Here is a 25,425-nt window from a genome sequence, read left to right as displayed (position 1 = left end):
GGATTTGCAGCCACACTGCGTCCCAGAGAGATGAGCAGGCGGGAGCAGGCGTATGCCCACGACCTATAAAGATCAGTTCTTTGAGTTGGATCCGGCGAACCCCGGTAACAACGGCACGGTTGTTGGAACGCCACTGACAGTCCAGTCTCTGGATATCGTGGATCAGAATGACAACGGGCTGATCAACCGGTTGAACGGCGACTCGGTCGATGGGTCTGACATCACGTCGACGTTCTTCAATGATATGGTGACGATCGAACTGAGTAACGGGACTCAGGTGACCTATACAGGGGTCACATTCTACCTCGCCGATGGGCGCCGGGTCTTTACGCCCAATGGCAATCAGGTCCTAGAGAATGGAACGTTTGTCAGCTCGTCCTTCACGGATGTCAGCGACGATTTCGGTGATCCCAACGGGTTTGGTTCGGTCGATATTGCGGGGGGTGATCTTGGGCCACCCTGCTTTACGCCCGGAACCCTGATCGACACACCGGATGGTCCGCGCCTTGTCGAAGAACTAAAGCCTGGTGATCTGGTTTCCACTGCCGATCACGGCCCGCAAGAGCTGCAATGGATCGGCCGCACCACGGTTGAAGCCCAAGGAAAATTGGCCCCGATCCGGTTCGACGCAGGCGTACTGGGGTTGAATGCGCCTCTGACCGTTTCTCCGCAGCACAGGATGCTGGTCGAAGATTGGCGGGCGCCATATTTGTTCGGCCACCCCGAGGTTCTGGTCGCAGCGCATTGTCTGGTGAACGGCAAGACCGTGACTCGTGTCGAGGGTGGGCAGGTCGACTATATCCACCTGTTGTTTGCACAACATGAAATCGTCATCGCAAACGGGGCCAAAAGCGAAAGTTATTATCTTGGTCACGCAATCTCGCAGTCGGACAGGGACGTGCGCGCCGAGGTTTTGAGGCTGTTCCCCGAGCTTTCTCGGCGAAACCCGGCCTTGCCGAAAACAGCGCGTCCGGTGGTTCATCCGCGCGAAGGGCGCGCCATCGTGACATAAACCGTTCCAAACTCGTTCGCCGCGTCGTATAGCAACAGAATGGCAAGACAAGCAGCGCGCAAGCCGAGCAGAAAAAAAGGCAGAGCGTCAAAAACAAAATCACAATTGATCCCGCGGATTCGCCGTTGGGTGACACGGGTCGCTTTGGGCGCCGTGGCGCTTATATTGGGGTTGGTCCTTCTCTATTCGGTGGTCAACCCGCCGGTGACCCATACGATCTGGTCGGAATGGCGCAGGCTGGGCAAGGTCGAGCGCGACTGGGTGCCTATGGAACAGATTGCGCCGATCATGGCCCGATCCGCCGTCGCAGCGGAGGATGCGAATTTCTGCCTGCATTGGGGCTTTGACGTTGAGGCCATCCGCGATGCGCTGGAAGACGGTGGCAGCCGGGGGGCCTCGACCATCACGCAACAAGTCGTGAAGAACGTGTTCTTGTGGCAGGGCCGCAGCTGGGTGCGCAAAGCGCTTGAAACGTCGATTACACCAGTCGTCGAAATCTTCTGGAGCAAGCAGCGAATCCTCGAAGTATATCTGAACGTTGCCGAAACCGGTCAGGGGGTTTTTGGGGTCGAAGCCGCGGCACAGCGGTATTACGGGACCAGCGCGGCTAAGATGTCGCCTGTTCAGGCGGCCCGGCTGGCGGCGATCCTGCCCTCGCCCCGCAACCGATCCGTCACAGACCCGTCGGTTCGGACCCGCAGACGTGCGGCATCCATCCTGGACGGAGCGGCCACCATCCGCGCAGATGGTCGCGCGGATTGTTTCGAGGATTGAAACCCTATGCCCCTCAAGGCTAAAGCTGGGGGGTATTCACTGGTTCGATTGGAAGCCCATGGCGCGTCTGTTTCATGTTCCCCTGTCCCCGTATTGCCGCAAGGTGCGCCTGTCGCTGGCGGAAAAGAAGATCGAAGTTGAACTGGTCGAGGAACGATACTGGGAACAGGATCCGGATTTCCTGCGCCGCAATCCGGCCGGAAAAGTTCCGGTGTTGCGCCTGGATGGGCAGGTTATGGCAGAAAGCGCGGCCATTTGTGAATATATCGAAGAAACCCGCCCTGAACCTCCGTTGATGCCAAAGAAACCTGAAGCGCGATACGAGGTGCGGCGTCTTGTGGGCTGGTTTGATGACAAGTTTCATCACGAGGTCACCTCGAAGCTGTTGTATGAGCGGGTGAACAAGAAGGTGACCGGTCAGGGCTATCCCGACAGCAAAAACGTCAAGGCGGGTGCAAAGGCGATCAAATATCATCTGGACTACATGGCTTGGCTGCTGGATCACCGGCGCTGGCTTGCAGGAGATCAGATGACATTGGCTGATTTTGCCGCTGCCGCGCATCTGTCTGCGCTGGACTATATCTCAGACGTAGATTGGAACCGTTCTCAGGCGGTCAAGGACTGGTATGCCAAGATCAAGTCGCGGCCTGCGTTCCGGTCAATTCTCGCGGATCAGGTTCCTGGATTCCGACCGCCACCGCATTACGCTGATCTGGATTTCTGATAGGGTGAGAGTGTAGGGGGCTGTCTGCCCCCTCTTGGCCCCTTGGGCCAATTCACCCCCGAAGGTATTTTGGGCCAGATGAAGAACGGATCAGGTTTAAAAGAAAAGCTTGTGGCGCAGGCACTGAGCGAGGGGTTTGTTTCCTGTCGCATCTGTCGGCCTTGGGATGTGCCCGAGGTGCCGCCGCGTCTTCAGGCGTTTCTGGAGGCCGGGTATCACGGTCAGATGGCGTGGATGGCCGAACGGTCCCATTGGCGTGGCGATCCGGCTGCATTGTGGCCCAGGGCGCGGTCGGTGATCATGTTGGCCGAGAGTTATACGCCCGATCACGATCCGGCCGATATCCTGAACCACTCGGACAAGGCGGCGATTTCTGTTTATGCGCAAAACAAGGATTACCACGATCTGGTCAAGAAGCGGCTGAAGCGGTTGGCGCGCTGGCTGATTTCGGAAGCTGGTGGAGAGGTAAAGGTCTTTGTTGATACTGCGCCTGTGCCGGAGAAGGCTTTGGGACATGCGGCAGGGCTGGGCTGGCAGGGAAAGCACACTAACCTTGTCAGTCGCGATTGGGGAAATTGGGCCTTTATAGGCTCTGTTTTTACGACGTTGGACCTGCCTGTGGACATGGCCGAAACGGATCACTGCGGTAATTGCCGGGCCTGTTTGGATTCCTGTCCGACAGATGCATTTCCCGCGCCCTATCAGTTAGACGCGCGGCGCTGTATTTCATATCTGACCATTGAACATAAAGGCCCTGTTGATGAAGAGTTGCGCCAAAAGCTGGGAAATCGGATATATGGGTGCGATGATTGCCTGGCCGCGTGTCCGTGGAACAAATTCGCCGTCGCGGTGAGCGATGTGCGCTATGCCGCGCGTGATGATTTGAAAGCACCGTCATTGGCCGAGCTGGCCGGGTTGGATGATGCGGCGTTTCGGGCCAAATTTTCTGGCTCGCCCATCAAGCGGATCGGTCGGGATCGGTTTGTGCGCAATGTCTTGTACGCGATTGGCAACTCGCAACAGCCTGATCTGATGCCAGTGGCGCAGTCGCTTACCGATGATCCAGACGCAACGGTGGCGGACGCGGCGCGCTGGGCGGTCAAACGTTTGTCGTAAGTGACGCAAACAGGCTGGACGTGTCGGTCCAAACCGCTACACCAATCGGCAGCGAACAGGAAGGAGATCCCGATGGCGTTGGCTTTGGGGGTGGATACGGGTGGAACTTACACCGATGCGGTACTGGTCCGGGATGAGAAAGAGGTGATCGCCTCAGGCAAGTCCCTGACGACACGGACCGATCTGGCCATTGGTGTGGGCCGGGCGATCTCGGCAGTGTTGGATCAGGCGCAGGTTTCGCCGGACCAAATCTCGATGGCGTGCTTGTCGACTACATTGGCGACGAATGCTTTGGTCGAAGGGCAGGGCGGGCGCGTCGCGTTGGTGTATATCGGGTTCAAGGATACGGACCTTGAAAAACACGGACTGCGGGATGCGCTGAAGGGAGATCCTGCGCTGGTGATCCGCGGCGGGCACAGCCACGCGGGGGGGGAGGCTGCGCCTCTGGATGTCGAAGCACTGGAGGTCTTTCTGGATTCGCATCGGGACGTTTCCGGTTTTGCAGTGGCTGCACAGTTCGCCACACGGAACCCGGCGCATGAGCTGGAGGCAGCGCGCATCATTGGCGAGAAAACCGGTGCTCCGGTGACATGTTCGCATCAGTTGTCGGCCAAGTTGAATGGTCCTAAGCGCGCAGTGACTGCCGTTCTGAATGCGCGCCTGATCGGGATGATCGACCGTTTGATCGGGCGGGCGCAGGATCGGTTGATTGATTTGGGCATCACGGCGCCGATGATGGTCGTGCGCGGCGATGGCGCGTTGATGAGCGCGGAACAGGCACGAGAGCGGCCGATCGAAACGATCCTCAGCGGACCTGCGGCTTCAATCGTCGGTGCAAGCTGGCTGACGGGGGCCGAGAATGCGCTGGTTTCTGACATTGGCGGCACGACAACCGATGTCGCGCTGATCCGGGACGGAAAGCCCGCGATTGACCTGGCAGGCGCGCGGGTTGGCGGGTTCCGCACCATGGTCGAGGCCGTTGCAATGCGCACCCATGGTTTGGGTGGCGACAGTCAGGTGCATGTGGTCACTGAAGGTCTGGGCGGCGGCGTGTTTCTGGGTCCGCGCCGGGTGCTGCCGGTCTCGCTTATAGCTGCTGAAGCACCGGAAATTGTCCATGCCGTTTTGGATACGCAACTTCGTGCAACGACCGTGGGTGAACATGACACACGGTTCGCCCGCCGTGTTCAGGGTATCAATGCCGATGGGCTGGGCGCGCGCGAGGACGCCCTGTTGGAGCGGCTGGGCGAGCACGTCTTGCCCCTAAGTGACTTGCTGCGCACCCGCATGGAGAACGGAGCCCTGTCCCGACTGGTGGATCGCGGTATCGTTCAGGTTTCGGGTGTGACGCCGTCGGATGCAAGCCATGTTCTGGGCCGGTTGGATGCTTGGGATGCAGAGGCGGCCCGCAAGGCATTGGAACTCGTGGCCCGCAAGCGCGTGGGGACAGGTGACCGGTTGGCCGCGACTCCGAAACGATTGGCGCAGATGATCGTGGATCAGTTGACTGAGCAGACGTCTCTAACCTTATTAGAGACTGCTTTTGCGGAAGAAGCCGAGAGTTTCGATATCTCGTCGGCCGATTTGGCTCGGCACGTTTTGACGCAAAAAGGTCTGGCGCGGCATCGCGGACTGTTGGCGCTGGATGCCGCGCTGAACGTGGATGTGGTGGGCCTTGGTGCATCGGCACCAAGTTACTACCCGGCCGTTGGAGATCGGCTGCATTGCCGCATGATCCTGCCCGAGCATGCCGGTGTGGCCAATGCGATCGGCGCGGTTGTTGGTCGGCTTACTCTGCGCAGGTCGGGCACGGTGACGTCCCCGTCCGAGGGGCGCTATCGGGTGCATCTGGAGGAAGGGCCGCAGGATTTCACAGAATCCGAAAAGGCCCTGGCGCTATTGGAATCTGTATTGCGGAAACAGGCCGAGGGTGCAGTGCGGCAGGCTGGGGCGGCAGATATCCGGGTGGTCGTCGACCGAGACATCCGCACCGCGCGCATCGAAGCGCAGGACGTGTTTGTCGAAGCGATGATCACAGTCGAAGCCAGCGGACGCCCAAGGGTCGCGGCGGGCTAGCCCCCTCCAGCGGAAGGGGCCAAGCCGGTTATTCAGCCACGCTGCGCTTGGGCAGAACCCAATCGGGGCGCGGGAAGTGGCAAGTATAGCCGTTGGGAATTCGCTCGAGGTAATCCTGATGCTCGGGCTCGGCCTCCCAGAAATCGCCGACGGGTTCAACCTCGGTCACGACCTTGCCGGGCCAGATACCGCTGGCGTTCACATCGGCGATTGTGTCCAAGGCCATCTGTTTCTGGGCGTCGTCCACGTAGTAAATAGCCGAACGATAGCTCATCCCGCGGTCATTGCCCTGACGGTTCACGGTTGTCGGGTCGTGGATCTGAAAGAAGAACTCAAGCAGGTCGCGATAGGTGATCTTAGCCGGGTCGAAAAAAATCTCGATCCCTTCGGCATGGGTGCCGTGGTTGCGATAGGTGGCATTGGGTACGTCTCCGCCGGTATATCCGACGCGGGTGCTGGAAACGCCGGGCAATTTGCGGATCAGGTCCTGCATGCCCCAAAAGCAGCCCCCGGCAAGAACAGCGCGTTCATTGGTCATTGGATTTCCTCCACATGGATCAGGTATTCGCCGTACCCTTCGGCCTCCATCTCATCGCGATGAATGAACCGCAAGGAGGCGGAGTTAATGCAATAGCGCAGCCCGCCGTGTTCGCGCGGACCGTCCGGGAACACATGCCCCAGATGGCTGTCCCCATGTTTCGAGCGAACCTCGGTCCGGATCATTCCCAAGGACGCATCCCGAAACTCTTCGACATGTTCATGTACGATGGGCTTGGTAAAGCTGGGCCAGCCACATCCGGATTCGTATTTGTGGGTCGAGGCGAACAGTGGTTCACCCGAGACGATATCGACGTATATGCCCGGTTCCTTGTTGTTCAGCAGCTTTCCAGTGCCCGGTCGTTCAGTGCCGCTGCGTTGCGTGACGTGGAATTCTTCGGGTGAAAGAGCGGCAATGGCCTCGGGGTCTTTGGTGTAGCGGGTCATGGCTTCTCCGGTGTTGATGTGATCTGGCTTTCTATTTGGGCACAGTGGAGCGGAAATCAAAATCATATTTCAGCCAACTCGCGCGCTCGTGCGCGGCGCAAAGAATACCTGCTTTCTGTTAAATCAGACAGAGGCTTTGCTGCGTTGATCGGTTTGCCGGGACAGTTGTACCGCCAGAATGCCCAGCGTCGTGATGCCGACACCCACGGCATCCATTGGTCCGAGTTTCTCTCCCAACAACGCTGCGGCGACCGCGACACCAAACACCGGGTTCAGAAAGTGAAAGGTAGCTGCCCGGATCGCACCGATCCGATTCAATAGCAGGAACCAGATCAACGTCGCCAGCAGGCCGGGGAACAGCGTCGTGTAGGCGAAGGCCAGCACCCAAGGCAGGTTGGGGTGGATGTATATGGTCTCGAATACAGGGGCAGCGAGAAACAGAGCCGCCGCACCCACGAGCATCTGAAGCCCTACGACCATCATGAAATTGCCACCCGATGTTGCCCCGCGCACAGCTAATGTCGCAAAGCTGAGCGCCAGCGCCCCCAGCCCGCACAACATGACGCCAAACAAGTCGGCGCCCGCCCCTATTCTGCTGCTCATGATCAGGGCGACGCCTGCGAAACCGGCCAGCAGTCCGATCACGCCTAAGGGGCGCAGCTTTTCGTGAAAGAACACCCAACTCGCGAGGGCGACGATCAAGGGCATGGTCGAGGCAATGATGGCTGCGACGGATGCCTGAACAGTCTGCATTGCATAGAAATTCAGACCCAAATACAGGGCATTTTGGCATATTCCGAATAAGATAGTCGCGTGCCACTGCGCGCGCGTAAGCCTCCAGCTTTGTCCCATGGCGCGAGCGATGGCGACGCCTAACAGCCCCGAAATCAGAAACCGCAATGCCAGTGAAAACAGAGGCGACGCATCGGCCACGATGATCCGGGCCGAGGTAAAGGCTGATGACCAGATAAAGGCAAATGCCAGCCCCATGGCAATGGCGCGCAGATCCATGGTGACCCTTTCGCAATCGCCGCGACTGTTTCCGAATTTCCTGACACGCGCAAGCGCCGCGCGTCAAAAAAACCACAGATTGCGCCTAGAGGGCTCTGCGATAACCTGTTTATTGATTGGTCAGTCAATTAAAGTTATACGACCCGCACTCTAACGAACCAAGGGAGGAATATTGGTGCTTTTGGAGTACATTCTGTCATTCGGCGTCCTGCTGGCTTTGGGCCTGGTCGCATTCTTCGTCGTGAAATGGTGGAACCTGCGTTGCGTGGGCGTAACGCCCGTGCATCTGTTCACCTTCATCGCGATCCTGTTCACCTCTGGTCTGGATGTGGGGCTGATCATGTTCCCGCTGACCGAATTTGGCGGATATGCCGAAGAACCGGCCTATGCCTTTGCCAACCCGCTGGCCATCGAGTTCGGGTTCTGGGGCTTCTTGATCTGGGCCTTCTACTTCCTGACAGCATTCTATTTCTGCGTCATCGAACCCCGCGTGAAGTTCTTTGAGATCCCTCTGGTCAAGCTGATCAACAACGTGGTCATCATCGGCACCTGCGCCTTCACCGCCAGCCTGTTCCTGATCTACCTACCTGGCTACCTGCCCGAGGTCGGAGACGGTGAATCCGTGGTCACAACTTTCTACATCATCGTATTCGTGGTCATTCTGGCGGCTGCGTATTCTTCAACCGACCTGAAATACGTCCGTATCCTGTCGGTCGGTTCGACCTTCCTGTTCCTGACACTGATCATCGGCATGTGGGTCGCGGCGGGCATGGGCTTTGGCGGGTTTGTCGACACCGGCAGCAACATCGGTGCCTATTTCGCCAATCTGCACAAGTTCGTCCTGCCGCTGACCGACTATCACGCCTTCTATCTGTTCTGGTGGTTCGCATGGTCGATCATGATCGGTCAGTTCACGTCGCGCTTTGTCGGCGGTCTGAAGACCTGGCAACTGCTGGCGGCTTTGTTGATCTTCCCGTCGATCCCGCTGGCGATCTGGTTCACCGTTCTCTACTACTACCACCTGAACGGCATCAGCACCGCAGGCATCACCAACATCGCGATGGTGATTGTGGGCGTGACCTTTGTGATCAACTCGCTGGACTCGCTGATTAGGCTCTATACAGACAACCTGAACCTGACAGTCGAGCGGTTCGGCAAGGCGATCTACGTTGCAGGCAATGTCGCTTTGTTGTTTGTCCTGACCCTGCTGTTCCAGAGTCAGTGGCTGCAGATCCAGTGGATTGGTGCGGTGGTCGTCGGCCTCTATCTGGCCTGCGTGGTCTACATCCTGATCACCAAGCGCAAGGAGGTGATGAGCATCGATTCAATGCCCGAAGATCGTGATCTGGACTTCCACAAGGTTGAGACGGTTCACTGACCCATCCCGCCATCCTAACTTGATAACAGGCGCCCTAAGTGGCGCCCGTTTTCCATTTCGATCCAGAGTTGGCATTGGCCGCCGCCGGGCTATCATTCTGTGAAACAGAAGAGATCGTTCATGCTGGAAGAAAAACGCAAAGACTTGGATTCGGAAAAGCAGAAGAAACTGCTGTTTCGGCTGGTGGATGAACTCAGCCAGTCCTCGCCCGACCTGTACTATAGATCAACCAGTGAAATAGCGGCGTATCTTGAGGGATATATCCGCAAAGGGGCGCAGCTATCTGCTGATGATCGGGCCTTGATGACGCGGCTCAGCCGTCGCGACATCGAAGTATTGCTGAGTCTGCATTGAAGCAAAAGAAAAAGGGCCCCCAACCGGCGGCCCTTGATCATATCGCAGTGAAAGCTGAGATCAGCCGTTCACGCTGTCCTTCAGAGCTTTCGCGATGGTCATCTTGACCACTTTGTCCGCTTCTTTCTTGAACTGCTCGCCAGTGGCGGGGTTGCGCACCATGCGCTCGGGGCGTTCGCGGCAGTAGATTTTGCCAACGCCGGGCAGGGTCACTGCGCCGCCAGCGGAAACTTCGCGGGTGATCAGGCCGGTCATGGCCTCCAACGCTGCGTTTGCAGCTTTCTTGTCGGTTCCCATTTCCTCAGCGAGAGCAGCCACCAGCTGAGTCTTTGTCATAGGCTTTGCCATTTCTTGGTCTCCTTAACGTGCCCGATACATAGGGCCTCACCGCGTAACTGTAACGGGATATTGTGGGCGAACACAACGAATAGTAGCGTCGAAAACCCTAAAAATATGGGGAAAACGTTGCTTTTTTGCGTCAGAGAAAGGCAGTTTCGTCGAAAGAACGCAATTTCCGGCTGTGCAACCGCTCTAACGGCATGCCGCGCAGATGTTCCATGGCGCGAATTCCGATGGCCAGATGTCGGCTGACTTGAGTGGTATAGAAGGTAGAAGCCATGCCCGGAAGCTTTAATTCGCCGTGCAACGGTTTGTCCGACACACACAACAAGGTGCCATATGGAACGCGGAACCGATAGCCGTTTGCGGCGATGGTGGCGCTTTCCATATCCAGCGCAATCGCACGGGATTGGCTCAGCCGCTGTACCGGGCCGGACTGATCGCGCAGTTCCCAGTTCCGGTTATCGACCGAGGCGACAGTGCCCGTGCGCATGATGCGCTTAAGTTCATACCCTTCCAGTTCGGTAACCTCGGCCACAGCGCTTTCCAGTGCGACCTGAACCTCGGCCAGTGGGGGGATTGGAACCCAAACCGGCAGATCGTCGTCCAGCACCTTGTCTTCACGCAAGTAAGCGTGGGCGAGAACGAAATCCCCCAGCGCCTGCGTGTTGCGCAAGCCGGCGCAGTGGCCGACCATCAGCCAGGCGTGGGGCCGCAGAACGGCGATATGATCCGTAGCTGTTTTTGCGTTCGAAGGTCCGACACCAATGTTGACCAGGGTAATACCCGATCCATCCTCGCGCTTGAGGTGATAGGTCGGCATTTGTGGCAGCTTTAGCGGTTGGGCCAGTTCCTCGTCGGCCTTTGTGATCTCGACATTCCCGGTCGAGACAAAGCTGGTATAACCGCTGCCCGGATCTGCCAGTTGTTCGCGGGCATAGTTTTCGAACTCGGAGACATAGAACTGGTAGTTCGTGAACAGGACGTGGTTCTGGAAATGGCTGGGATCTGTTGCGGTATAGTGCGCAAGCCGAGCCAGAGAATAGTCAACGCGCTGGGCGGTGAACAACGCCAAAGGGCCTGCCAGATCTTCATGATCGTAGACCCCATTCACGATATCATCGTTGGTCGTGGTCAGATCAGGGACGTCAAAAACATCGCGCAGCGTGAACCCGGCGGCACCCTGTTGGGGAACGTGCAGATCGGGATTATTGGCCACAGCAAAATGCACCGGGATCGGCGTGTCCGACGCGCCGATCGTGACCGGTTGGTCATGGTTCCTGATCAGCAATGCGATTTGCTGGGTCAAATAGGACCGAAAGAGATCCGGGCGCGTAACGGTCGTCGCGTGAATACCTGGCTCGGACACGTGGCCAAAACTCAGACGGCTATCGACATGCGCATAAGACGACGTTTTGATGCGGATTTCCGGGTAGTAGGCTCTGAACCGTGCGGTCGGCGTACCTTGCTCGATGGCTTCAGAGAAACTGTCGCACAGAAAACGGGTCGCCTGTTCGTACAACTCTTCCAGCCGGGCAACAGCCGCTTTGGGATCGGTCAATTGTTCGGGTTCGGGTGCGTCGGGTGTTTTTATTATTGTCATGCAAGTGGTTCCAGAAGTTCAATCTTTTCAAAGGTGCGCACGTCAACCAGACCCAAGTCGGAAATCCGCAGTTCGGGAATCACGACCAGCGCCAGCAAAGAGTGCTGCATATAAGCGTTGTTGAGCGTGCAGCCGCAGGCTTCCATTGCGGCGACCATGTCTTCGGCTTTGGCGGCCACAGTTGCGGCGGGGCTGTCGGACATCAGGCCTGCGATGGGCAGTTCGACCAGCGCCAGTTCTTCTCCATCGCGGAAGATGGTGATGCCACCACCCACTTCGGCCAGCCTGTTTGCGGCCAGTGCCATCTGTTCGCGGTCCGTGCCGACAACAATCATGTGATGGCTGTCATGTGCGACGGTCGAGGCCATCGCCATTTTGCCCTGATATCCGAACCCGGAAACAAATGCGTTTGTCACGCCGCCTGTTGCCCGGTGCCGTTCAACCAGCGCGATTTGACAGACGTCGCCTTCGCCCTCGACCAAACCTTCGATGATGGGCAGATCAGCCTTCAACGCTTTGGTTGGGGCCTGGTTTTCAACCACGCCAATCACGTTGGCCTTCACTCGATTGGCCCCTGAGGGTGCTTTGATTTCGAAATCGGTTGATGTGAGCACATGACCCAGATGTACTGTGTTTCGTGCGGTATCAGGCCAATTTAGGTGCGGGCATTCAACAGCAATTGCGCCATTCTCCGCGGCGATCTGACCGCGTGCGATGACCATTTCAATGGGCAACTCTCTCAGGTCTGAGCTCAGAATGATATCCGCGCGCCGACCTGGTGTGATCGAACCGATCTCACGCTCCAGTCCAAAATGGGTCGCCGTGTTGATCGTTGCCATTTGCAGCGCAATCAACGGGTCGCACCCACAGGCAATGGCATGCCGAACCACGCGGTTCATATGGCCGTCATTGACCAGCGTGCCCGAGTGGCAATCGTCGGTGCACAGGATGAAGTTTCGTGGGTCCAGACCTTTTTCCGTAACCGCCGTGATCTGGCTTTCCACATCATACCAGGCCGAGCCCAGCCGCATCATAGACCGCATACCCTGACGAACACGCGCGATTGCGTCAGCTTCGCAAGTACCTTCGTGATCGTCCGCCGGTCCGCCGGCGACGTAGGCTGCAAAATCAGGCCCTAAATCAGGCGAAGCGTAATGACCGCCCACGGTTTTGCCTGCGTGTTGCGTTGCAGCGATTTCCGCCAGCATCTTTGGGTCGCCGTTGATCACACCGGGAAAGTTCATCATCTCACCCAAGCCGATGATGCCTGGCCAGTTCATTGCCTCAACCACGTCTTCGGCGGTGATTTCATACCCTGTCGTCTCCAACCCCGGCGCAGACGGTGCGCAGGAGGGCATTTGGGTGAAAATGTTCACTGGCTGCATCATTGCTTCGTCATGCATCATGCGTACGCCATCCAGTCCCAGCACATTTGCGATCTCATGCGGGTCCGTAAACATGCTGGTTGTGCCATGGGGTATGACGGCACGGGCAAACTCGGCCGGTGTCAACATGCCCGATTCGATGTGCATATGCGCATCACATAGGCCGGGGATCATAAAGCGCCCGGCTGCGTCGATGATCTGCGTTTCGGACCCCGTGCAATGGGAGGCATCCGGTCCGACATACGCCACGCGCCCATCAGCTATAGCAACGTCATGTTTTGGAAGGGTCTCGCGGCTGTGCACATTCACCCAGATTCCGCCGCGAATGACTAGATCCGCAACTTCACGACCTGCGGCTACGGCAATCAGACGGGGGGCGACATCGGGCCAACTTGGGAAGGGTGTGTATTCCATGGCCCAACTTTCCCGAATGCGCAGGAAGGTTCAACCCCTTGTGAACAGGTATCATCAAACCGTCACGCAGCGCGCCAGCGCTGCCCGGCCCAACCAGAAGAGACGCCCGGCAGGGCATCGATGATAGGCGGGAGCAGCCCCCGGTTACGCCTATGGTTCACTCTCCATCTCGCGGCGAACCCAGTTGGCAAAGGCAATTGCGCCAGGGCTTTCTTCTGCGCTTGGCGACAGCAGCAGGTAATAGGCCTCGGGCATGGGTGAGCGATGGTCGAAAGGAGCAACCAAACGACCCTGTGCAATCAGCCCGCGGGCTATTGTGTCATGTGCCAGACACAGTCCACCACCGGCCATAGCCACGGATAGACTGACCAAGTAGGTCGTCGAATACGTGATAGCGGGATTTTCCCAATTTAGACCCTGATCTTCGAGCCAGCCCTGCCAATTCGACAACAGGTTCGAGCAGTCAAAAAGCGGCTGCTGTTGCAGGTCGTCCAGCGCCACTTCATATCCCGGCGCGCAGACGGGGTAGTAGCGGTCGGTTCTCAGCAACTCGGTCCGAACCGTGTCTGACGGCCGCAAAGAATACCGGATTTCCACTGCGGCCCCTTCGGCCATTTCACGAGGCTCCCAGAGCTCAGTGAAAATGTTCAGCTGGACTTCCGGGTGCGCAGCCCGGAACTTTGGTAATCTGGGAGCCAGCCAGTTCACAGCAAAAGTAATGTTGCTTTGAACCTGAACCGCATTCTGTTGTGCGCCGGTGACTGCCTGGGTTCCACGTACCAGAGTCCGGAAGGCCTCGCGCACCACGGGCAGGTAGGTGATGCCGGCCTCTGTCAGCTCTAGCGCGCGTGGTCGACGCAAGAACAATGGCTGGCCTAAGTGTCCTTCCAGCGACTTGATCTGCTGGCTCACCGCGCTTTGCGTCATGTTCAGGTCACGCGCGGCACCGGTAAAGGACAAGTGGCGTGCCGCCGCCTCAAACGTGCGGAGCCAGCCCAGCGGAGGAAGTGGTTTCTGCATGTGTATAATCTTGCCATTAGTTCAGCTAATGGAATAGTTGCGTTTTTTTCGTTGGTCAATTTTTGATGCCGCAGGCACGATTTCCCAAAGTTCTCAGCTATCCGCAAAGGAGCCCGGAATGACTGTCACCAACCTGCGCGCCAATATCGACCACTGGGCCGAACGTGTTGATCTGGCTGCAACCTTTCGCTGGGTCGAGCGATTGAACATGCACGAAGGCGTTGCCAATCATTTCAGTCTTGCGGTGAATCCTGAAGGTACGCAATTTTTGATGAACCCGAACCAGATGCACTTTGCTCGGGTCAAAGCGTCAAATCTGCTGTTTCTGGACGCGAATAATGCCGATGTGATGAACCAACCCGGCGCTCCGGATCCAACGGCGTGGGGCTTGCACGGATCGATCCACCGGCACTGCCCACATGCACGTTGTGTCATGCATGTGCATTCGATCTTTGCAACGGTACTTGCGTCCCTGGCGGACAGCACGATGCCTCCGATTGATCAGAATACGGCCACGTTCTTCAACCGGTACGTCATTGATCAGGAATTCGGTGGTCTGGCCTTTGAAAGCGAAGGTGAACGCTGTGCGTCGATGCTGTCGGACCCCAAGAAGAAGGTCATGATTATGGGCAATCACGGTGTCCTTGTGATCGGCAGCGATCCGGCAGATGCCTTTAACAGACTCTATTATTTTGAGCGCGCAGCGGAAACCTACATCCGCGCGCTGCAGACAGGGCAACCTTTGCGCGTGCTGTCAGACGAGATCGCCGAGAAAACCGCGCAAGAGTTGGAAGACTATCCCGATCAGGCCGAAGCCCATCTGCGAGAGATCAAAGCCCTTCTGGACGCGGAAAGTTCAGATTACGCAACCTGACCACTTCAACTGGGTAGCTACCATGACTGATACGACTCAGAATCCAGAATCCGCCCGCTGGCACTATCACCCCGAAGGGCCGGTGGGATTGAACCCATTGTTTCAATGGCCTCCGCGACCGTCTGCAGTGCTGAAATGGTACAGCGGCGCCTGGCTACAGATCACAGCACTGACGTTGTGCTTGTCTCTGGCTGCTGTGGCCTACGCGTTCTTTTTCCCGTCCCTTGAAACGATGCAAAGCTTCGCGCCCGGTTGGATGTTCCGCATCTGGCTGTTGAACATGGTGCCTCAGATCCTTGTCGCGGGCAGTCTGCATTGGTGGTTGTACATGCGAAAAGGGCAGGGCATGTACAAAAAGTTCGACCGTCGCGACCTGACCCGTAACAATGGTACGTTCACGTTCCACAATCAGGTTCTAGATAATATCTGGTGGACCCTGGGCAGCGCGATGACCGTCGCGACGGTCTATCAGTGGGTCATCTACTGGGCGATGGCCAATGGCTATGTGCCGACCATCACGTGGTCCGGCGCGCCCGTCTGGTTTGTGGTTTGGATGGTATTCATCCCGATGTGGTCCGGCCTGCATTTTTACTGGGTGCACCGATTGGAGCATCACCCGAAGCTCTACAAGCACGTGCACGCCGTGCATCATCGCAATGTGAATATCGGACCTTGGTCCGGCATTTCAAACCACTGGTATGAAAACCTGCTGTACTTCACGACTTACTTCATCCACCTGATCGTGCCGTCGCATCCACTGCATGTTCTGTTTCACGCTTACTTTCAGCAGGTTAGCCCCGTTCTGTCCCATTCCGGCTTTGAAAAACTTAAGGCCGGAGATACGGATGCGGCCCGCGCCGGAGACTTCTTTCACCAGCTGCATCATCGGTATTTCGAGTGCAACTACGGCACTTCTGAAATCCCGTTCGACAAGTGGTTCGGCACCTATCACGACGGATCAGCCGAAGCGACGACGCGAACAAGGGCGTATAAGAAACAGATGTATACCTAGTCGGCCCGCAGCGCGCGCGGTGTGGTTCCAAACTCGACCTTGAAGGCGCGGGTCAGGGCGCTGGGATCGTCATAGCCCGCGCGCAGGGCAACTTCACCGATGCTCAGGTCGGTTTCCGCCACGAGTTTACGCGCAAGGTTTAGGCGCAGGCGGCGATAGACCTGAGCAGGCCCTGCACCCAGTTCGGCTTGCATGCGAACAGACAAGGCTTTCTGCGACCGGCCCACTCGGTTTGCGATTTCAGATACGGGCAAGGGGTTCTCAAGATGTTCCTGCATCAGGGCTAATGCTTTGTTCACGTAACCGCTGGTAGCACCAGCGCCGCCCTTGTGCGAACGCGCGGAATCGCGGGTCATAAACAGCTGCGAAACTTCGAGCGCCAAGGCCTGCCCCTGATCCCGCCCAATCAGGTGCAATACCAGATCAAAGGCCGCCATTGCCCCGGAACAGGTAATGCGATTGCGGTCGACGACATAGCGCTCGCGCCGCGCATCGACATCGGGAAACCTTTCGGTGAATCCGGTCAGCTCTTCCCAATGAATCGTGGCACGATGTCCGTCCAGCAATCCCGCCTGCGCCAAAAGCCAGCTTCCGGTGTCCAGGCCCGCCAGCACTTTAAAACGCTGATCCGCCGAGCGCAGGCTAGTCAAGGTTTGCCACCCGCCGTGCGCGCGGAACCCATAAGATGGCATGACCATTAGCATATCGCCACTGGCGGTTTGCAATGCCCCATGCGGCGCAACCTGCAAACCGGATGACGAGGTCACCGGACCGGCCTCCAACGCGAGGAACTGCCAGTCATACAATTTGCGACCGGCCAGAGTGTTCGCTGCACGCAGAGGTTCGACCGTGTTGGCCAAGCAATGGTTCGAGAATCCATCAAATAGAAGAACCCCAATATGCTGCGGTGCAGAGGGCGATTTAGTCCAATCTTGCATGGTAAACATCTATTTCTGCACGTTTCGAATAGCAAGCCGCGTCAGAATATGCCTCAACGCCAGATGTGGAGATGCCCGATGCAATATGGATTGTCCGACGAACAGGAGATGATCGTCTCAACCGTTCGCAGCTTTGTCGAAAACGAGATCTACCCGCATGAGGATCTGGTCGAGCGCACCGGCGAGGTCCCGCAGGAGATCGCGGATGAGATCAAGCGCAAGACGATCGAGTTGGGTTTTTATGCCTGCAACTTTCCGGAAAGCGTAGGATGCGCTGGGCTGAACCATCTAGAATTCGCTTTGGTCGAGCGTGAGTTGGGCCGCGGTTCAATGGCGCTGAACCATTTCTTTGGACGTCCGCAGAACATCCTGATGGCGTGCGAAGGCGAGCAGGTCGAACGTTATCTGATGCCCGCTGTGCGTGGCGAAAAGATGGACGCGCTGGCGATGACCGAACCCGGTGCCGGATCGGATGTGCGCGGCATGAAATGTGCCGCGGTACGTGACGGCGGTGACTGGGTGGTCAACGGCACCAAGCATTTCATCTCGGGTGCAGAGCACGCGGATTTCATTATTGTCTTCATCGCGACCGGAGAAGATCAGACACCCAAAGGTCCGAAAAAGCGGATTACGGCGTTTCTGGTTGATCGCGGGACACCGGGCTTCACCATCCGGGACGGGTACAAATCCGTCAGCCATCGCGGTTACAAAAACATGGTGCTGGACTTCGACGATTGCCGCTTGCCGGACGCCCAGGTTCTGGGAGAGGTCGACGGTGGGTTCGACGTTATGAACACTTGGCTCTATGCGACCCGTATTACCGTTGCTGCGATGTCCGTGGGGCGCGCGCGTCGTGCGTTTGACTATGCCTTGGATTACTCGGCCACACGTGAACAGTTCGGTCAAAAGATTGGCAAGTTTCAGGGCGTGTCGTTCCAGATCGCGGATATGATCACCGAGATCGACGCAGCCGACCTGTTGACCCTGGCCGCCGCAGATCGGCTGGACAAAGGCCTGCCCGCCAACCGTGAGATTGCCTCGGCTAAGCTTTATGCCTCAGAGATGCTGGCGCGCGTCACAGATGCCGCCATCCAGATCCACGGGGGCATGGGCCTGATGGATGATTACCCGCTGGAACGCTTCTGGCGCGACGCGCGGGTTGAACGCATCTGGGACGGCACCAGCGAAATCCAACGACACATCATCAGCCGCGATTTGCTGAGGGCGCTCGGTGCGTGACGGTGGAGGTCGCCTGATGTCTTCGCTATCACGCGCCCTGAAGCCCAGTTCGATAGCGGTGATCGGCGGAGGCGCCTGGTGCGCCTCGGTCATCGAACAGGCCCGAAAGTTTGGGTTTCAAGGCGATATCTGGCCCGTCCACCCAAAAGCGGGTCAAATCGCGGGCGAGCGCGCTTTTGCCAGCCTCGAAGCCCTGCCGGCAGCTCCGGACATCGCGTTCATTGGCATCAACCGGCATGCGACGATCGAAACGGTTGCTGTTCTGGCATCGATGGGTGCGGGGGGCGCGATTTGCTTCGCCTCGGGCTTTACCGAGGCCCGGGCGGAAGACGATCAGGGCGCGGATCTGCAAGTCAAGCTGGTTCAGGCGGCTTGCGATATGCCGATTCTTGGACCGAATTGCTATGGTTTCATTAACGGGCTGGACCGCGCTGCTGTGTGGCCCGATCAGCATGGCATGCGACCGGTGGATCGCGGCGTGGCAATCCTGACGCAAAGCTCGAACATTGCGATCAATATGACAATGCAGCGCCGCGCTTTGCCGCTGGCTTTTATGCTGACCAGCGGAAATCAGGCGCAGACCCATCAGGCCGACATTGCCTCGGCCCTGTTGGATGACGACCGGATCACAGCGATTGGCGTCCATATCGAGGGGTTCGGTGACCTGCGCAAATGGGAGGCACTGGCCCAAAAGGCGCAGGATCGAAACGTGCCGATTGTCGCGCTGAAAGTGGGCCGGTCCGCCCATGCGCAAGCGGCGACAATTTCCCACACCGCCTCACTGGCGGGCGGTGACGCGGGAGCGCAGGCATTTCTGGATCGTCTTGGTATCGCGCGGTTGGGCGACATCCCCAGCTTTTTGGAGTGTCTCAAGCTGCTGCATGTGACCGGCCGATTGGATGGCAACGGTTTGGGATCAATCAGTTGCTCGGGGGGTGAGGCAAGCCTGGCCGCAGATATGGCCGAGGGGCGTGATCTGCACTTCCCGCCGTTGTCGCAAGCGCAAAAGGCTGGCTTGCGCGATGCGCTGGGGCCGATGGTGGCCCTGGCGAATCCGCTGGATTATCACACATATATCTGGCGTGACACGCAGGCCATGACACGGGCATGGACCGCAATGATGTGTCCCGAACAGGCCCTGACCATGGCAATTCTCGACTATCCGCACACGGACGCGACGGATTGGGAATGTGCCACGCAGGCTGCCTTGAACTGCGTCGCTCAAACAGGGCGTCCCTTCGCGGTGACGGCGACCCTGCCGGAACTTTTGCCCGAAGACGTTGCACAGCGTCTTTTAGATGGCGGTGTTGTGCCCTTTGCCGGACTGCACGAAGCGCTTGCAGCCATTGAGGCGGCGGCGCGGCCGCAAACAGTGAATGTCGAACCGGTCCTGCTGCCTTCGGATACCGTTGCGGATCACGTTCTGACCGAAGCAGAAGCCAAGAAGGCTCTGGCGGACTTCGGCGTGCGCGTTCCCCAAAGCGTCGTGGTGCCGCCGGAATTGGCAGAACAAGCCAGTGCCGATTTGACTGGCCCATTTGCGGTCAAAGGCGTCGGGCTGGCGCATAAATCGGAACATGCGGCCGTGCGCCTAGAAGTTCATGCCAACGCCATCGCCGAAACAGCGGAGGATATCGGAACCGAACAGATTCTTATTGAAGAAATGGCCGTTGGTGGTGTGGCCGAGCTATTGGTCGGCGTGACCAGAGACCCGGCCCACGGGTTTGTTCTAACGCTGGGCGCCGGCGGTGTGCTGACAGAAATTCTGCGTGACACGGTTTCTCTGCTGATCCCATCCTCTCGCGACGCGGTGAAAGAAGCGCTGGGCAAGTTGAATTGCACCCCCTTGCTGGCGGGATATCGTGGCAAGCCAGCGGCGAAGATCGAGGCCATTCTGGACGCGGTCGACGCGGTGCAGGCCTATGTCATTGCCAACGCATCCCATGTCAGCGAAGTTGAAATAAACCCACTGATCTGCACGCCAGATGGCGCGGTGGCGGTGGACGCTCTGATCCGAAAGGCAAGTTTATGAACCCAGTCAAAACCAAACGCGATGGCGCGATACTGGAAGTCACTCTGGACCGTCCCAAAGCGAACGCGATTGATCTGGCGACCAGCCGCATCATGGGCAAGGTGTTTCGTGATTTTCGGGATGATCCCGATCTGCGTGTCGCCATCCTGACCGGCGGCGGAGAAAAGTTCTTTTGCCCCGGCTGGGATCTGAAGGCCGCTGCAGACGGAGATGCTGTGGACGGGGACTATGGCGTCGGCGGTTTTGGGGGCCTGCAAGAATTGCGGGACATGAACAAGCCAGTCATCGCAGCCGTTAACGGGATTGCCTGCGGTGGCGGGCTGGAACTCGCCTTGAGTGCGGACATGATCATCGCGGCGGATCATGCCAGTTTCGCTTTGCCGGAAATCCGGTCTGGCACCGTAGCTGATGCCGCCAGCGTCAAACTGCCCAAACGCATTCCCTATCACGTGGCGATGGAGTTGCTTTTGACCGGGCGCTGGTTCGATCCGCAAGAAGCGAAGAACTGGGGGTTGGTGAACGAGATCGTGCCGGGCGATCAACTGATGGATCGTGCGTGGGAACTGGCGCGCCTATTGGCCAGCGGCCCGCCATTGGTTTATGCCGCAATCAAAGAGATCGTGCGCGACGCCGAGGATTCCAAATTTCAGGACGCCATGAATCGGATCACCGGGCGGCAGTTGCCGACGGTTGATACCCTCTATGGCTCCGAGGACAATCTGGAAGGTGCCCGTGCTTTTGCTGAAAAGCGCGATCCTGTGTGGAAGGGGCGATAAGCTGGCTTAAGCGCGCTCGAACAGCGCGATCAATGCAGTGTCATCTTTATTGGGGCCAGAAGCGAGGTCGCCGTAGATACGCACCTCTGGCAGGGCCAGATCGCGTATCTGGTCTTGCGCCAGCCGGTGCAGGGCTTCGGCAAAACCAAGCTTCTCGTAGTGTTTGGCATTGATCGACAGCGCAAACTGCGCACCAGGTCGGGCCACGCGCAGCAGTGCCGTCAAAGCCTCAGGTCCAAGATGTCCATGGGTGAATGTGCCGGATGAGACAATACCGGAATAGCTTTCGCGCGGAACCGGGATGCCTTCGTTCAGATCCGCCTCAATCGCGTCACGGTAGATGTCCTTGCGCATGGCCTGTTCCAGCATTTCAGCGCTGATATCGGTGGCATCAATAGGGCCGACGCCCAGCCGGGCCAGAACCGCGCCGCACAAGCCAGTTCCTGCGCCCACATCAAGAACGGGTCCTTGCCCTCCGGCCCCGACAAAGGCGCGGGCGGTGTGGATGTGCAGCTGATAATCCTCACGCGCTGCAAAGCCTTCGTCATAGTCCCCGGCCCACTCGGCATAGAGGCGCTTGTGGTCTTCCGGAGAATCCAGCGCATAGGCGGCATGCAGATCTGGTGTTTTGTCGCTCATACCCAAAAGAAAGGCGCAATGTAGGATTCGAATCAAGTATCCTTGGGAGAGTTCTTGCATCCGCCGACATTGCGGATCATCTAGAAGCTTATGACAGGTACATTATTCTCCTTCGGTCACGGGTATTCGGCGCAGGCCTTGTCCCGTCATCTGCAACCCCAAGGGTGGCGTATCTTCGGCACGACGCGTGACCCCGCGCAATCGCCGATTGTTAGGGCATCTGGCGCAGAGCCGGTGATCTGGCCCGGGCAGGTGCCGCTGTTGGATGGGGTGACGCATCTTTTGATTTCGACCGCGCCAAACGCGGCAGGAGATCCGGTTTTGGCCGCGCTGGGGGAAGAAATTGCCCGGCGGGCGTCGCAATTCAAATGGGTTGGCTACCTGTCGACCACAGCCGTTTACGGCGATCATCAAGGCGACTGGGTCGACGAGACCACCCCTGCGACGCCGACGGCGCAGCGCGGCACTTGGCGCGTGCAGGCGGAAGTGCAGTGGCAGAGCATCCCCGGCTTGCCGACGCATATTTTTCGTTTGGCGGGCATCTATGGTCCCGGTCGCGGACCATTTTCCAAGCTCAAGCGTGTGGGTATGCGGCGCATCATCAAACCGGGCCAGGTCTTTTCGCGCATTCATGTCGCCGATATCGCACAGGTTCTGGCCGCGTCCATGTCCGCACCCAACCCGGGGGCGATTTACAACGTGTGTGATGACGAGCCCGTCCCACCGCAGGACGTCATTGCCTATGCCGCCGAATTGCAGGGGTTGCCGCTGCCGCCGGAAGTGCCCTTCGACGAAGCTGATATGACCCCTATGGCGCGCAGTTTCTACAATGAGAACAAGCGTGTCAGGAATGACCGGATCAAGGATGAACTGGGCGTAAACCTGATGTATCCGAACTATCGGGTTGGGCTGCAATCGCTGATGTCAGAAGGTTGACGTCTGCCATGAACGGGGCGATTTGCCAAAGATGCCTGGCAATAGGTTTTGGTTATTGAAACCATCCATAAACAAAACTTTTTTGCATTGTTCGAATTTGTTAGGTCTGGCGGCGACAAGACAAGAGTCGCCGATACCTCTGGTGGAATGTGTGTGTTTTCAACAGTGCATCTAAAAGAGGTAAAAGTGTCATCTATATATGTTCTTGATCGCCCGCGTTTTTTACTGCGCGAACGAGCCAGATTTTAGCCAGGATCGGAGATCGACATGGACGGAAGTGATAACCCCAAAACGGGCGGATGCCCTGTAATGCATGGTGCAGGAACCCGGTCGAACCGGGATTGGTGGCCGAACCAGCTGAACCTGTCGATTCTGCATCAGAATTCGCCGGCGTCGAACCCGCTGGGCCCGGATTTCGATTACGCTGAAGAGTTCAAGAAACTGGACATGAAGGCGCTGAAGGAAGACCTGTACGCGCTGATGACGGATTCGCAGGACTGGTGGCCCGCCGATTACGGCCATTACGGCGGTCTGTTCATTCGTATGGCGTGGCACAGCGCCGGCACCTACCGGACAGCGGATGGCCGTGGCGGGGCCTCGACCGGGAACCAGCGGTTCGCGCCGCTGAACAGCTGGCCGGACAATGGCAACCTGGACAAGGCGCGCCGTCTTTTGTGGCCGATCAAGCAGAAATACGGCAACCAGATTTCCTGGGCTGACCTGATGATCCTGGCAGGCAACTGCGCGATTGAATCGATGGGCGGCAAGACCTTTGGCTTTGCTGGTGGTCGTGAAGATATTTGGGCACCCGAGGAAGACATCTATTGGGGATCCGAGACCGACTGGCTGGCCCCGACCGACAACCCGCACAGCCGATATTCGGGCGAGCGTGATCTCGAGAACCCACTGGCCGCCGTTCAGATGGGCCTGATCTATGTGAACCCGGAAGGTCCGGATGGCGAGCCCAACGTAATGGCCTCGGGTCGTGATATCCGCGATACCTTTGGCCGGATGGCAATGAATGACGAGGAAACCGTCGCGTTGGTTGCCGGTGGCCACACCTTTGGTAAAGCCCATGGTGCGGGTGATCCCGATCTGGTCGGTCCAGAACCCGAAGCGGCCCCGATTGAAGAGATGGGCTTTGGCTGGATTAACAAGTTCGGCTCGGGCAAGGGTGACGACACCACGACCTCGGGCATCGAGGGCGCATGGACTGCCAACCCGATCCAGTGGGACAACGGCTATTTCGACCTGTTGTTCGGATACGAGTGGAACCTGACCAAAAGCCCCTCGGGCGCATGGATCTGGGAACCGATCGGCGTCAAGGAAGAAGACATGGCCCCGGCGGCCGGTGATCCGACCAAGAAGGTCAAGACCATGATGACCACCGCCGACATGGCGATGCGCATGGATCCGATCTATGGCCCGATCTCGAAACGCTTCCACGAGAACCCGGAAGAATTCGCAGATGCCTTCGCGCGCGCATGGTTCAAGCTGACCCACCGCGATATGGGGCCGCGCTCGAATTACATCGGACCGGAAGCCCCAACGGAAGAGCTGATCTGGCAGGACAACGTTCCTGCAGTAGATCACGATCTGGTGGATGATGCGGATGTTGCAGACCTCAAGGCCAAGATCGCTGCAACTGGTCTGTCGGTCTCGGAACTGGTCTCGACCGCGTGGGCGTCGGCCTCGACCTTCCGTGGATCGGACAAGCGGGGTGGTGCCAATGGTGCCCGTATTCGTCTTGCTCCGCAAAAGGATTGGGACGTGAACGAACCCATGAAGCTGTCCAAAGTGCTGGATGCGCTTGAAGGCGTTCAGAAAGCGTTCAACGACGCGCAGTCGGGCAACAAGAAAGTGTCTCTGGCGGACTTGATCGTACTGGCCGGTGCAGTTGGCATCGAACAGGCAGCCAAAGCCGGTGGTCAGGATGTCGAGGTTCCGTTTGCTCCGGGTCGTACTGATGCGACACAGGACCAGACCGACGTCGAAAGCGTGGGTATGCTCGAACCCGCCGCAGATGGGTTCCGCAACTATCAAAAAGCGGACTACACGGTTTCGCCCGAAGAACTGCTGGTCGACCGCGCGCAGTTGCTGACCCTGTCCGCGCCTGAAATGACGGCTCTTGTGGGCGGTCTGCGCGTGCTGGGTGCGAACTTCGGCGACAGCAAGCATGGTGTGCTGACAGATCGGGTTGGTGTGCTCAGCAATGACTTCTTCACCAACCTGCTGGACATGAGCACCGAATGGAAGTCCGCGGGCAAAGGCGTCTATGAAGGCCGTAACCGTGCAAGCGGTGAGGTCAAGTGGACCGGCACCCGTGTCGATCTGGTCTTTGGTTCCAACTCGCAACTGCGGGCATTGGCCGAGGTCTATGGTCAGGCTGACGCCGAGGGCAAATTCGTCTGCGACTTCGTTTCGGCCTGGAATAAAGTGATGAACGCGGATCGCTTCGATCTGAAGTGATCCGCCGACCATCGCAATGAATTGCGCCGTCCGAGGAGACTCGGGCGGCGTTTTCTTTGGCCGATCTCTCGCGGGCATACCAAGCATTGGGTACGATTCCGCCGAAAGGCTGTTTTCTGTTTCACTCTAGGCAGCGCGTATGCCGCTATGATGAGAGAAATTTTAAGGTAACCTTTTGTTTTCATTAACATCGCTAAGAATTCGCAGGGAAATGTGAAGTTTTTTCAAAATGGGGGTTGCAGGTCCCGGACCCAATCCGTAAATACCCCTTCACCGGCGCTGCTGAGGCGGTGCTGACGGGCCGGAGAGACGGTTGGACA

23 protein-coding genes are annotated in these 25,425 nt (G+C 58.0%); 14 read left to right on the top strand and 9 right to left on the bottom strand.

Annotated elements, in window-relative coordinates; translation table 11 throughout:
- Positions 1-52 precede the first annotated feature (52 nt).
- From GOW16_RS04010 to GOW16_RS03990, 5 genes are all read left to right on the top strand, one after another.
- Positions 53-1,012 carry a Hint domain-containing protein gene (locus tag GOW16_RS04010; RefSeq protein ID WP_170410642.1) on the top strand — a complete coding sequence of 320 codons (960 nt, stop codon included), beginning with the start codon at positions 53-55 and terminating at the stop codon, positions 1,010-1,012.
- Positions 1,013-1,051: 39 nt separating this feature from the next.
- Positions 1,052-1,786, top strand: a complete 735-nt coding sequence (gene mtgA / locus GOW16_RS04005; protein WP_170410641.1) for a monofunctional biosynthetic peptidoglycan transglycosylase — start codon at positions 1,052-1,054, stop codon at positions 1,784-1,786.
- A 58-nt stretch (positions 1,787-1,844) separates the two neighbouring features.
- Positions 1,845-2,510: an FtsZ-binding protein FzlA gene (fzlA, locus tag GOW16_RS04000; protein WP_170410640.1), complete on the top strand. Its 666-nt coding sequence runs from the start codon at positions 1,845-1,847 to the stop codon at positions 2,508-2,510.
- A gap of 78 nt (positions 2,511-2,588) precedes the next feature.
- Positions 2,589-3,626 (top strand): tRNA epoxyqueuosine(34) reductase QueG, encoded by a 1,038-nt coding sequence (gene queG, locus GOW16_RS03995; RefSeq protein WP_170410638.1) that lies wholly within the window; start codon positions 2,589-2,591, stop codon positions 3,624-3,626.
- A gap of 72 nt (positions 3,627-3,698) precedes the next feature.
- A complete protein-coding gene (locus GOW16_RS03990) occupies positions 3,699-5,702 on the top strand; it encodes a hydantoinase/oxoprolinase N-terminal domain-containing protein (RefSeq protein ID WP_170410636.1) in 2,004 nt (667 codons plus the stop codon).
- Positions 5,703-5,730: 28 nt separating this feature from the next.
- Here GOW16_RS03990 and msrA read toward each other — a convergent pair whose 3' ends face one another.
- The 3 genes from msrA to GOW16_RS03975 all read right to left on the bottom strand — a co-directional run bounded on the left by msrA (position 5,731) and on the right by GOW16_RS03975 (position 7,697).
- Positions 5,731-6,240, bottom strand: coding sequence for a peptide-methionine (S)-S-oxide reductase MsrA (gene msrA / locus GOW16_RS03985; RefSeq protein WP_170410633.1), 510 nt, complete (start codon positions 6,238-6,240; stop codon positions 5,731-5,733).
- Positions 6,237-6,686, bottom strand: coding sequence for a peptide-methionine (R)-S-oxide reductase MsrB (msrB, locus tag GOW16_RS03980; RefSeq protein WP_170410630.1), 450 nt, complete (start codon positions 6,684-6,686; stop codon positions 6,237-6,239). Before msrB ends, msrA begins: the two co-directional genes overlap by 4 nt.
- 123 nt (positions 6,687-6,809) lie before the next feature.
- Positions 6,810-7,697 (bottom strand): DMT family transporter, encoded by an 888-nt coding sequence (locus GOW16_RS03975; protein WP_170410627.1) that lies wholly within the window; start codon positions 7,695-7,697, stop codon positions 6,810-6,812.
- A 181-nt stretch (positions 7,698-7,878) separates the two neighbouring features.
- Here GOW16_RS03975 and GOW16_RS03970 point away from each other — a divergent pair, with 181 nt between their 5' ends.
- Both GOW16_RS03970 and GOW16_RS03965 read left to right on the top strand, forming a co-directional pair.
- Positions 7,879-9,075 carry a BCCT family transporter gene (locus GOW16_RS03970; RefSeq protein ID WP_170411953.1) on the top strand — a complete coding sequence of 399 codons (1,197 nt, stop codon included), beginning with the start codon at positions 7,879-7,881 and terminating at the stop codon, positions 9,073-9,075.
- Positions 9,076-9,195: 120 nt separating this feature from the next.
- On the top strand, positions 9,196-9,429 hold the full coding sequence (locus tag GOW16_RS03965; RefSeq protein ID WP_170410622.1) for a hypothetical protein: 234 nt from the start codon (positions 9,196-9,198) through the stop codon (positions 9,427-9,429).
- Positions 9,430-9,489: 60 nt separating this feature from the next.
- Here the strand turns inward: GOW16_RS03965 and GOW16_RS03960 are convergent, their stop codons facing one another.
- The 4 genes from GOW16_RS03960 to GOW16_RS03945 form a co-directional block, all read right to left on the bottom strand.
- Positions 9,490-9,777, bottom strand: a complete 288-nt coding sequence (locus GOW16_RS03960) for an HU family DNA-binding protein (RefSeq protein WP_039533371.1) — start codon at positions 9,775-9,777, stop codon at positions 9,490-9,492.
- A 130-nt stretch (positions 9,778-9,907) separates the two neighbouring features.
- Positions 9,908-11,371, bottom strand: a complete 1,464-nt coding sequence (locus GOW16_RS03955) for an AMP nucleosidase (protein ID WP_170410619.1) — start codon at positions 11,369-11,371, stop codon at positions 9,908-9,910.
- A complete protein-coding gene (gene ade / locus GOW16_RS03950; RefSeq protein WP_170410616.1) occupies positions 11,368-13,170 on the bottom strand; it encodes an adenine deaminase in 1,803 nt (600 codons plus the stop codon). Before ade ends, GOW16_RS03955 begins: the two co-directional genes overlap by 4 nt.
- A gap of 150 nt (positions 13,171-13,320) precedes the next feature.
- Positions 13,321-14,190, bottom strand: a complete 870-nt coding sequence (locus GOW16_RS03945; RefSeq protein ID WP_170410613.1) for a LysR substrate-binding domain-containing protein — start codon at positions 14,188-14,190, stop codon at positions 13,321-13,323.
- Positions 14,191-14,308: 118 nt separating this feature from the next.
- On the opposite strand from GOW16_RS03945, the gene GOW16_RS03940 reads away from it, so the two are divergent.
- Both GOW16_RS03940 and GOW16_RS03935 read left to right on the top strand, forming a co-directional pair.
- Positions 14,309-15,064, top strand: coding sequence for a class II aldolase and adducin N-terminal domain-containing protein (locus GOW16_RS03940; protein ID WP_170410610.1), 756 nt, complete (start codon positions 14,309-14,311; stop codon positions 15,062-15,064).
- A 22-nt stretch (positions 15,065-15,086) separates the two neighbouring features.
- On the top strand, positions 15,087-16,076 hold the full coding sequence (locus GOW16_RS03935) for a sterol desaturase family protein (protein ID WP_170410608.1): 990 nt from the start codon (positions 15,087-15,089) through the stop codon (positions 16,074-16,076).
- Here GOW16_RS03935 and GOW16_RS03930 read toward each other — a convergent pair.
- Positions 16,073-17,014 carry a GlxA family transcriptional regulator gene (locus GOW16_RS03930; RefSeq protein ID WP_170410606.1) on the bottom strand — a complete coding sequence of 314 codons (942 nt, stop codon included), beginning with the start codon at positions 17,012-17,014 and terminating at the stop codon, positions 16,073-16,075. The two genes, GOW16_RS03935 and GOW16_RS03930, sit on opposite strands and share 4 nt — an antisense overlap.
- Before the next feature lie 78 nt (positions 17,015-17,092).
- On the opposite strand from GOW16_RS03930, the gene GOW16_RS03925 reads away from it, so the two are divergent.
- The 3 genes from GOW16_RS03925 to GOW16_RS03915 are packed head-to-tail and all read left to right on the top strand — an operon-like array spanning position 17,093 to position 21,061.
- Entirely contained in the window at positions 17,093-18,253 is a 1,161-nt protein-coding gene (locus GOW16_RS03925; protein ID WP_170410604.1) for an acyl-CoA dehydrogenase family protein, read from the top strand.
- Positions 18,254-18,269: 16 nt separating this feature from the next.
- The gene (locus tag GOW16_RS03920; protein WP_170410602.1) at positions 18,270-20,285 is read left to right on the top strand and encodes an acetate--CoA ligase family protein; all 2,016 of its coding nucleotides are present in this window, start codon (positions 18,270-18,272) and stop codon (positions 20,283-20,285) included.
- Complete coding sequence (locus GOW16_RS03915) at positions 20,282-21,061, top strand: carnitinyl-CoA dehydratase (RefSeq protein ID WP_170410600.1); 780 nt, start codon at positions 20,282-20,284, stop codon at positions 21,059-21,061. The genes GOW16_RS03920 and GOW16_RS03915 overlap by 4 nt, the downstream gene beginning before the upstream one ends.
- Before the next feature lie 6 nt (positions 21,062-21,067).
- Here the strand turns inward: GOW16_RS03915 and GOW16_RS03910 are convergent, their stop codons facing one another.
- Entirely contained in the window at positions 21,068-21,700 is a 633-nt protein-coding gene (locus GOW16_RS03910) for a class I SAM-dependent DNA methyltransferase (protein ID WP_170411950.1), read from the bottom strand.
- Between the two features lie 90 nt (positions 21,701-21,790).
- Here GOW16_RS03910 and GOW16_RS03905 point away from each other — a divergent pair, with 90 nt between their 5' ends.
- The gene (locus tag GOW16_RS03905) at positions 21,791-22,636 is read left to right on the top strand and encodes an SDR family oxidoreductase (protein WP_170410597.1); all 846 of its coding nucleotides are present in this window, start codon (positions 21,791-21,793) and stop codon (positions 22,634-22,636) included.
- 267 nt (positions 22,637-22,903) lie between these two features.
- Complete coding sequence (gene katG, locus GOW16_RS03900; RefSeq protein ID WP_170410594.1) at positions 22,904-25,105, top strand: catalase/peroxidase HPI; 2,202 nt, start codon at positions 22,904-22,906, stop codon at positions 25,103-25,105.
- Positions 25,106-25,425 lie beyond the last annotated feature (320 nt).

The organism is Ruegeria atlantica, from assembly GCF_013033965.1.
Lineage (GTDB): Bacteria > Pseudomonadota > Alphaproteobacteria > Rhodobacterales > Rhodobacteraceae > Ruegeria > Ruegeria atlantica_D.
Note: the sequence above shows the minus strand (reverse complement) of the source record. Positions and strands in the feature narration are given on the sequence as shown.

Bases quoted from the DNA above. Each gene is read 5' to 3' on its own strand.
- GOW16_RS04010 (WP_170410642.1), top strand. From the start codon at position 53: ATGCCCACGACCTATAAAGATCAGTTCTTTGAGTTGGATCCGGCGAAC.
- mtgA (WP_170410641.1), top strand. From the start codon at position 1,052: ATGGCAAGACAAGCAGCGCGCAAGCCGAGCAGAAAAAAAGGCAGAGCG.
- fzlA (WP_170410640.1), top strand. From the start codon at position 1,845: ATGGCGCGTCTGTTTCATGTTCCCCTGTCCCCGTATTGCCGCAAGGTG.
- queG (WP_170410638.1), top strand. From the start codon at position 2,589: ATGAAGAACGGATCAGGTTTAAAAGAAAAGCTTGTGGCGCAGGCACTG.
- GOW16_RS03990 (WP_170410636.1), top strand. From the start codon at position 3,699: ATGGCGTTGGCTTTGGGGGTGGATACGGGTGGAACTTACACCGATGCG.
- msrA (WP_170410633.1), bottom strand. From the start codon at position 6,240: ATGACCAATGAACGCGCTGTTCTTGCCGGGGGCTGCTTTTGGGGCATG.
- msrB (WP_170410630.1), bottom strand. From the start codon at position 6,686: ATGACCCGCTACACCAAAGACCCCGAGGCCATTGCCGCTCTTTCACCC.
- GOW16_RS03975 (WP_170410627.1), bottom strand. From the start codon at position 7,697: ATGGATCTGCGCGCCATTGCCATGGGGCTGGCATTTGCCTTTATCTGG.
- GOW16_RS03965 (WP_170410622.1), top strand. From the start codon at position 9,196: ATGCTGGAAGAAAAACGCAAAGACTTGGATTCGGAAAAGCAGAAGAAA.
- GOW16_RS03960 (WP_039533371.1), bottom strand. From the start codon at position 9,777: ATGGCAAAGCCTATGACAAAGACTCAGCTGGTGGCTGCTCTCGCTGAG.
- GOW16_RS03955 (WP_170410619.1), bottom strand. From the start codon at position 11,371: ATGACAATAATAAAAACACCCGACGCACCCGAACCCGAACAATTGACC.
- ade (WP_170410616.1), bottom strand. From the start codon at position 13,170: ATGGAATACACACCCTTCCCAAGTTGGCCCGATGTCGCCCCCCGTCTG.
- GOW16_RS03945 (WP_170410613.1), bottom strand. From the start codon at position 14,190: ATGCAGAAACCACTTCCTCCGCTGGGCTGGCTCCGCACGTTTGAGGCG.
- GOW16_RS03940 (WP_170410610.1), top strand. From the start codon at position 14,309: ATGACTGTCACCAACCTGCGCGCCAATATCGACCACTGGGCCGAACGT.
- GOW16_RS03935 (WP_170410608.1), top strand. From the start codon at position 15,087: ATGACTGATACGACTCAGAATCCAGAATCCGCCCGCTGGCACTATCAC.
- GOW16_RS03930 (WP_170410606.1), bottom strand. From the start codon at position 17,014: ATGCAAGATTGGACTAAATCGCCCTCTGCACCGCAGCATATTGGGGTT.
- GOW16_RS03925 (WP_170410604.1), top strand. From the start codon at position 17,093: ATGCAATATGGATTGTCCGACGAACAGGAGATGATCGTCTCAACCGTT.
- GOW16_RS03920 (WP_170410602.1), top strand. From the start codon at position 18,270: ATGTCTTCGCTATCACGCGCCCTGAAGCCCAGTTCGATAGCGGTGATC.
- GOW16_RS03915 (WP_170410600.1), top strand. From the start codon at position 20,282: ATGAACCCAGTCAAAACCAAACGCGATGGCGCGATACTGGAAGTCACT.
- GOW16_RS03910 (WP_170411950.1), bottom strand. From the start codon at position 21,700: ATGAGCGACAAAACACCAGATCTGCATGCCGCCTATGCGCTGGATTCT.
- GOW16_RS03905 (WP_170410597.1), top strand. From the start codon at position 21,791: ATGACAGGTACATTATTCTCCTTCGGTCACGGGTATTCGGCGCAGGCC.
- katG (WP_170410594.1), top strand. From the start codon at position 22,904: ATGGACGGAAGTGATAACCCCAAAACGGGCGGATGCCCTGTAATGCAT.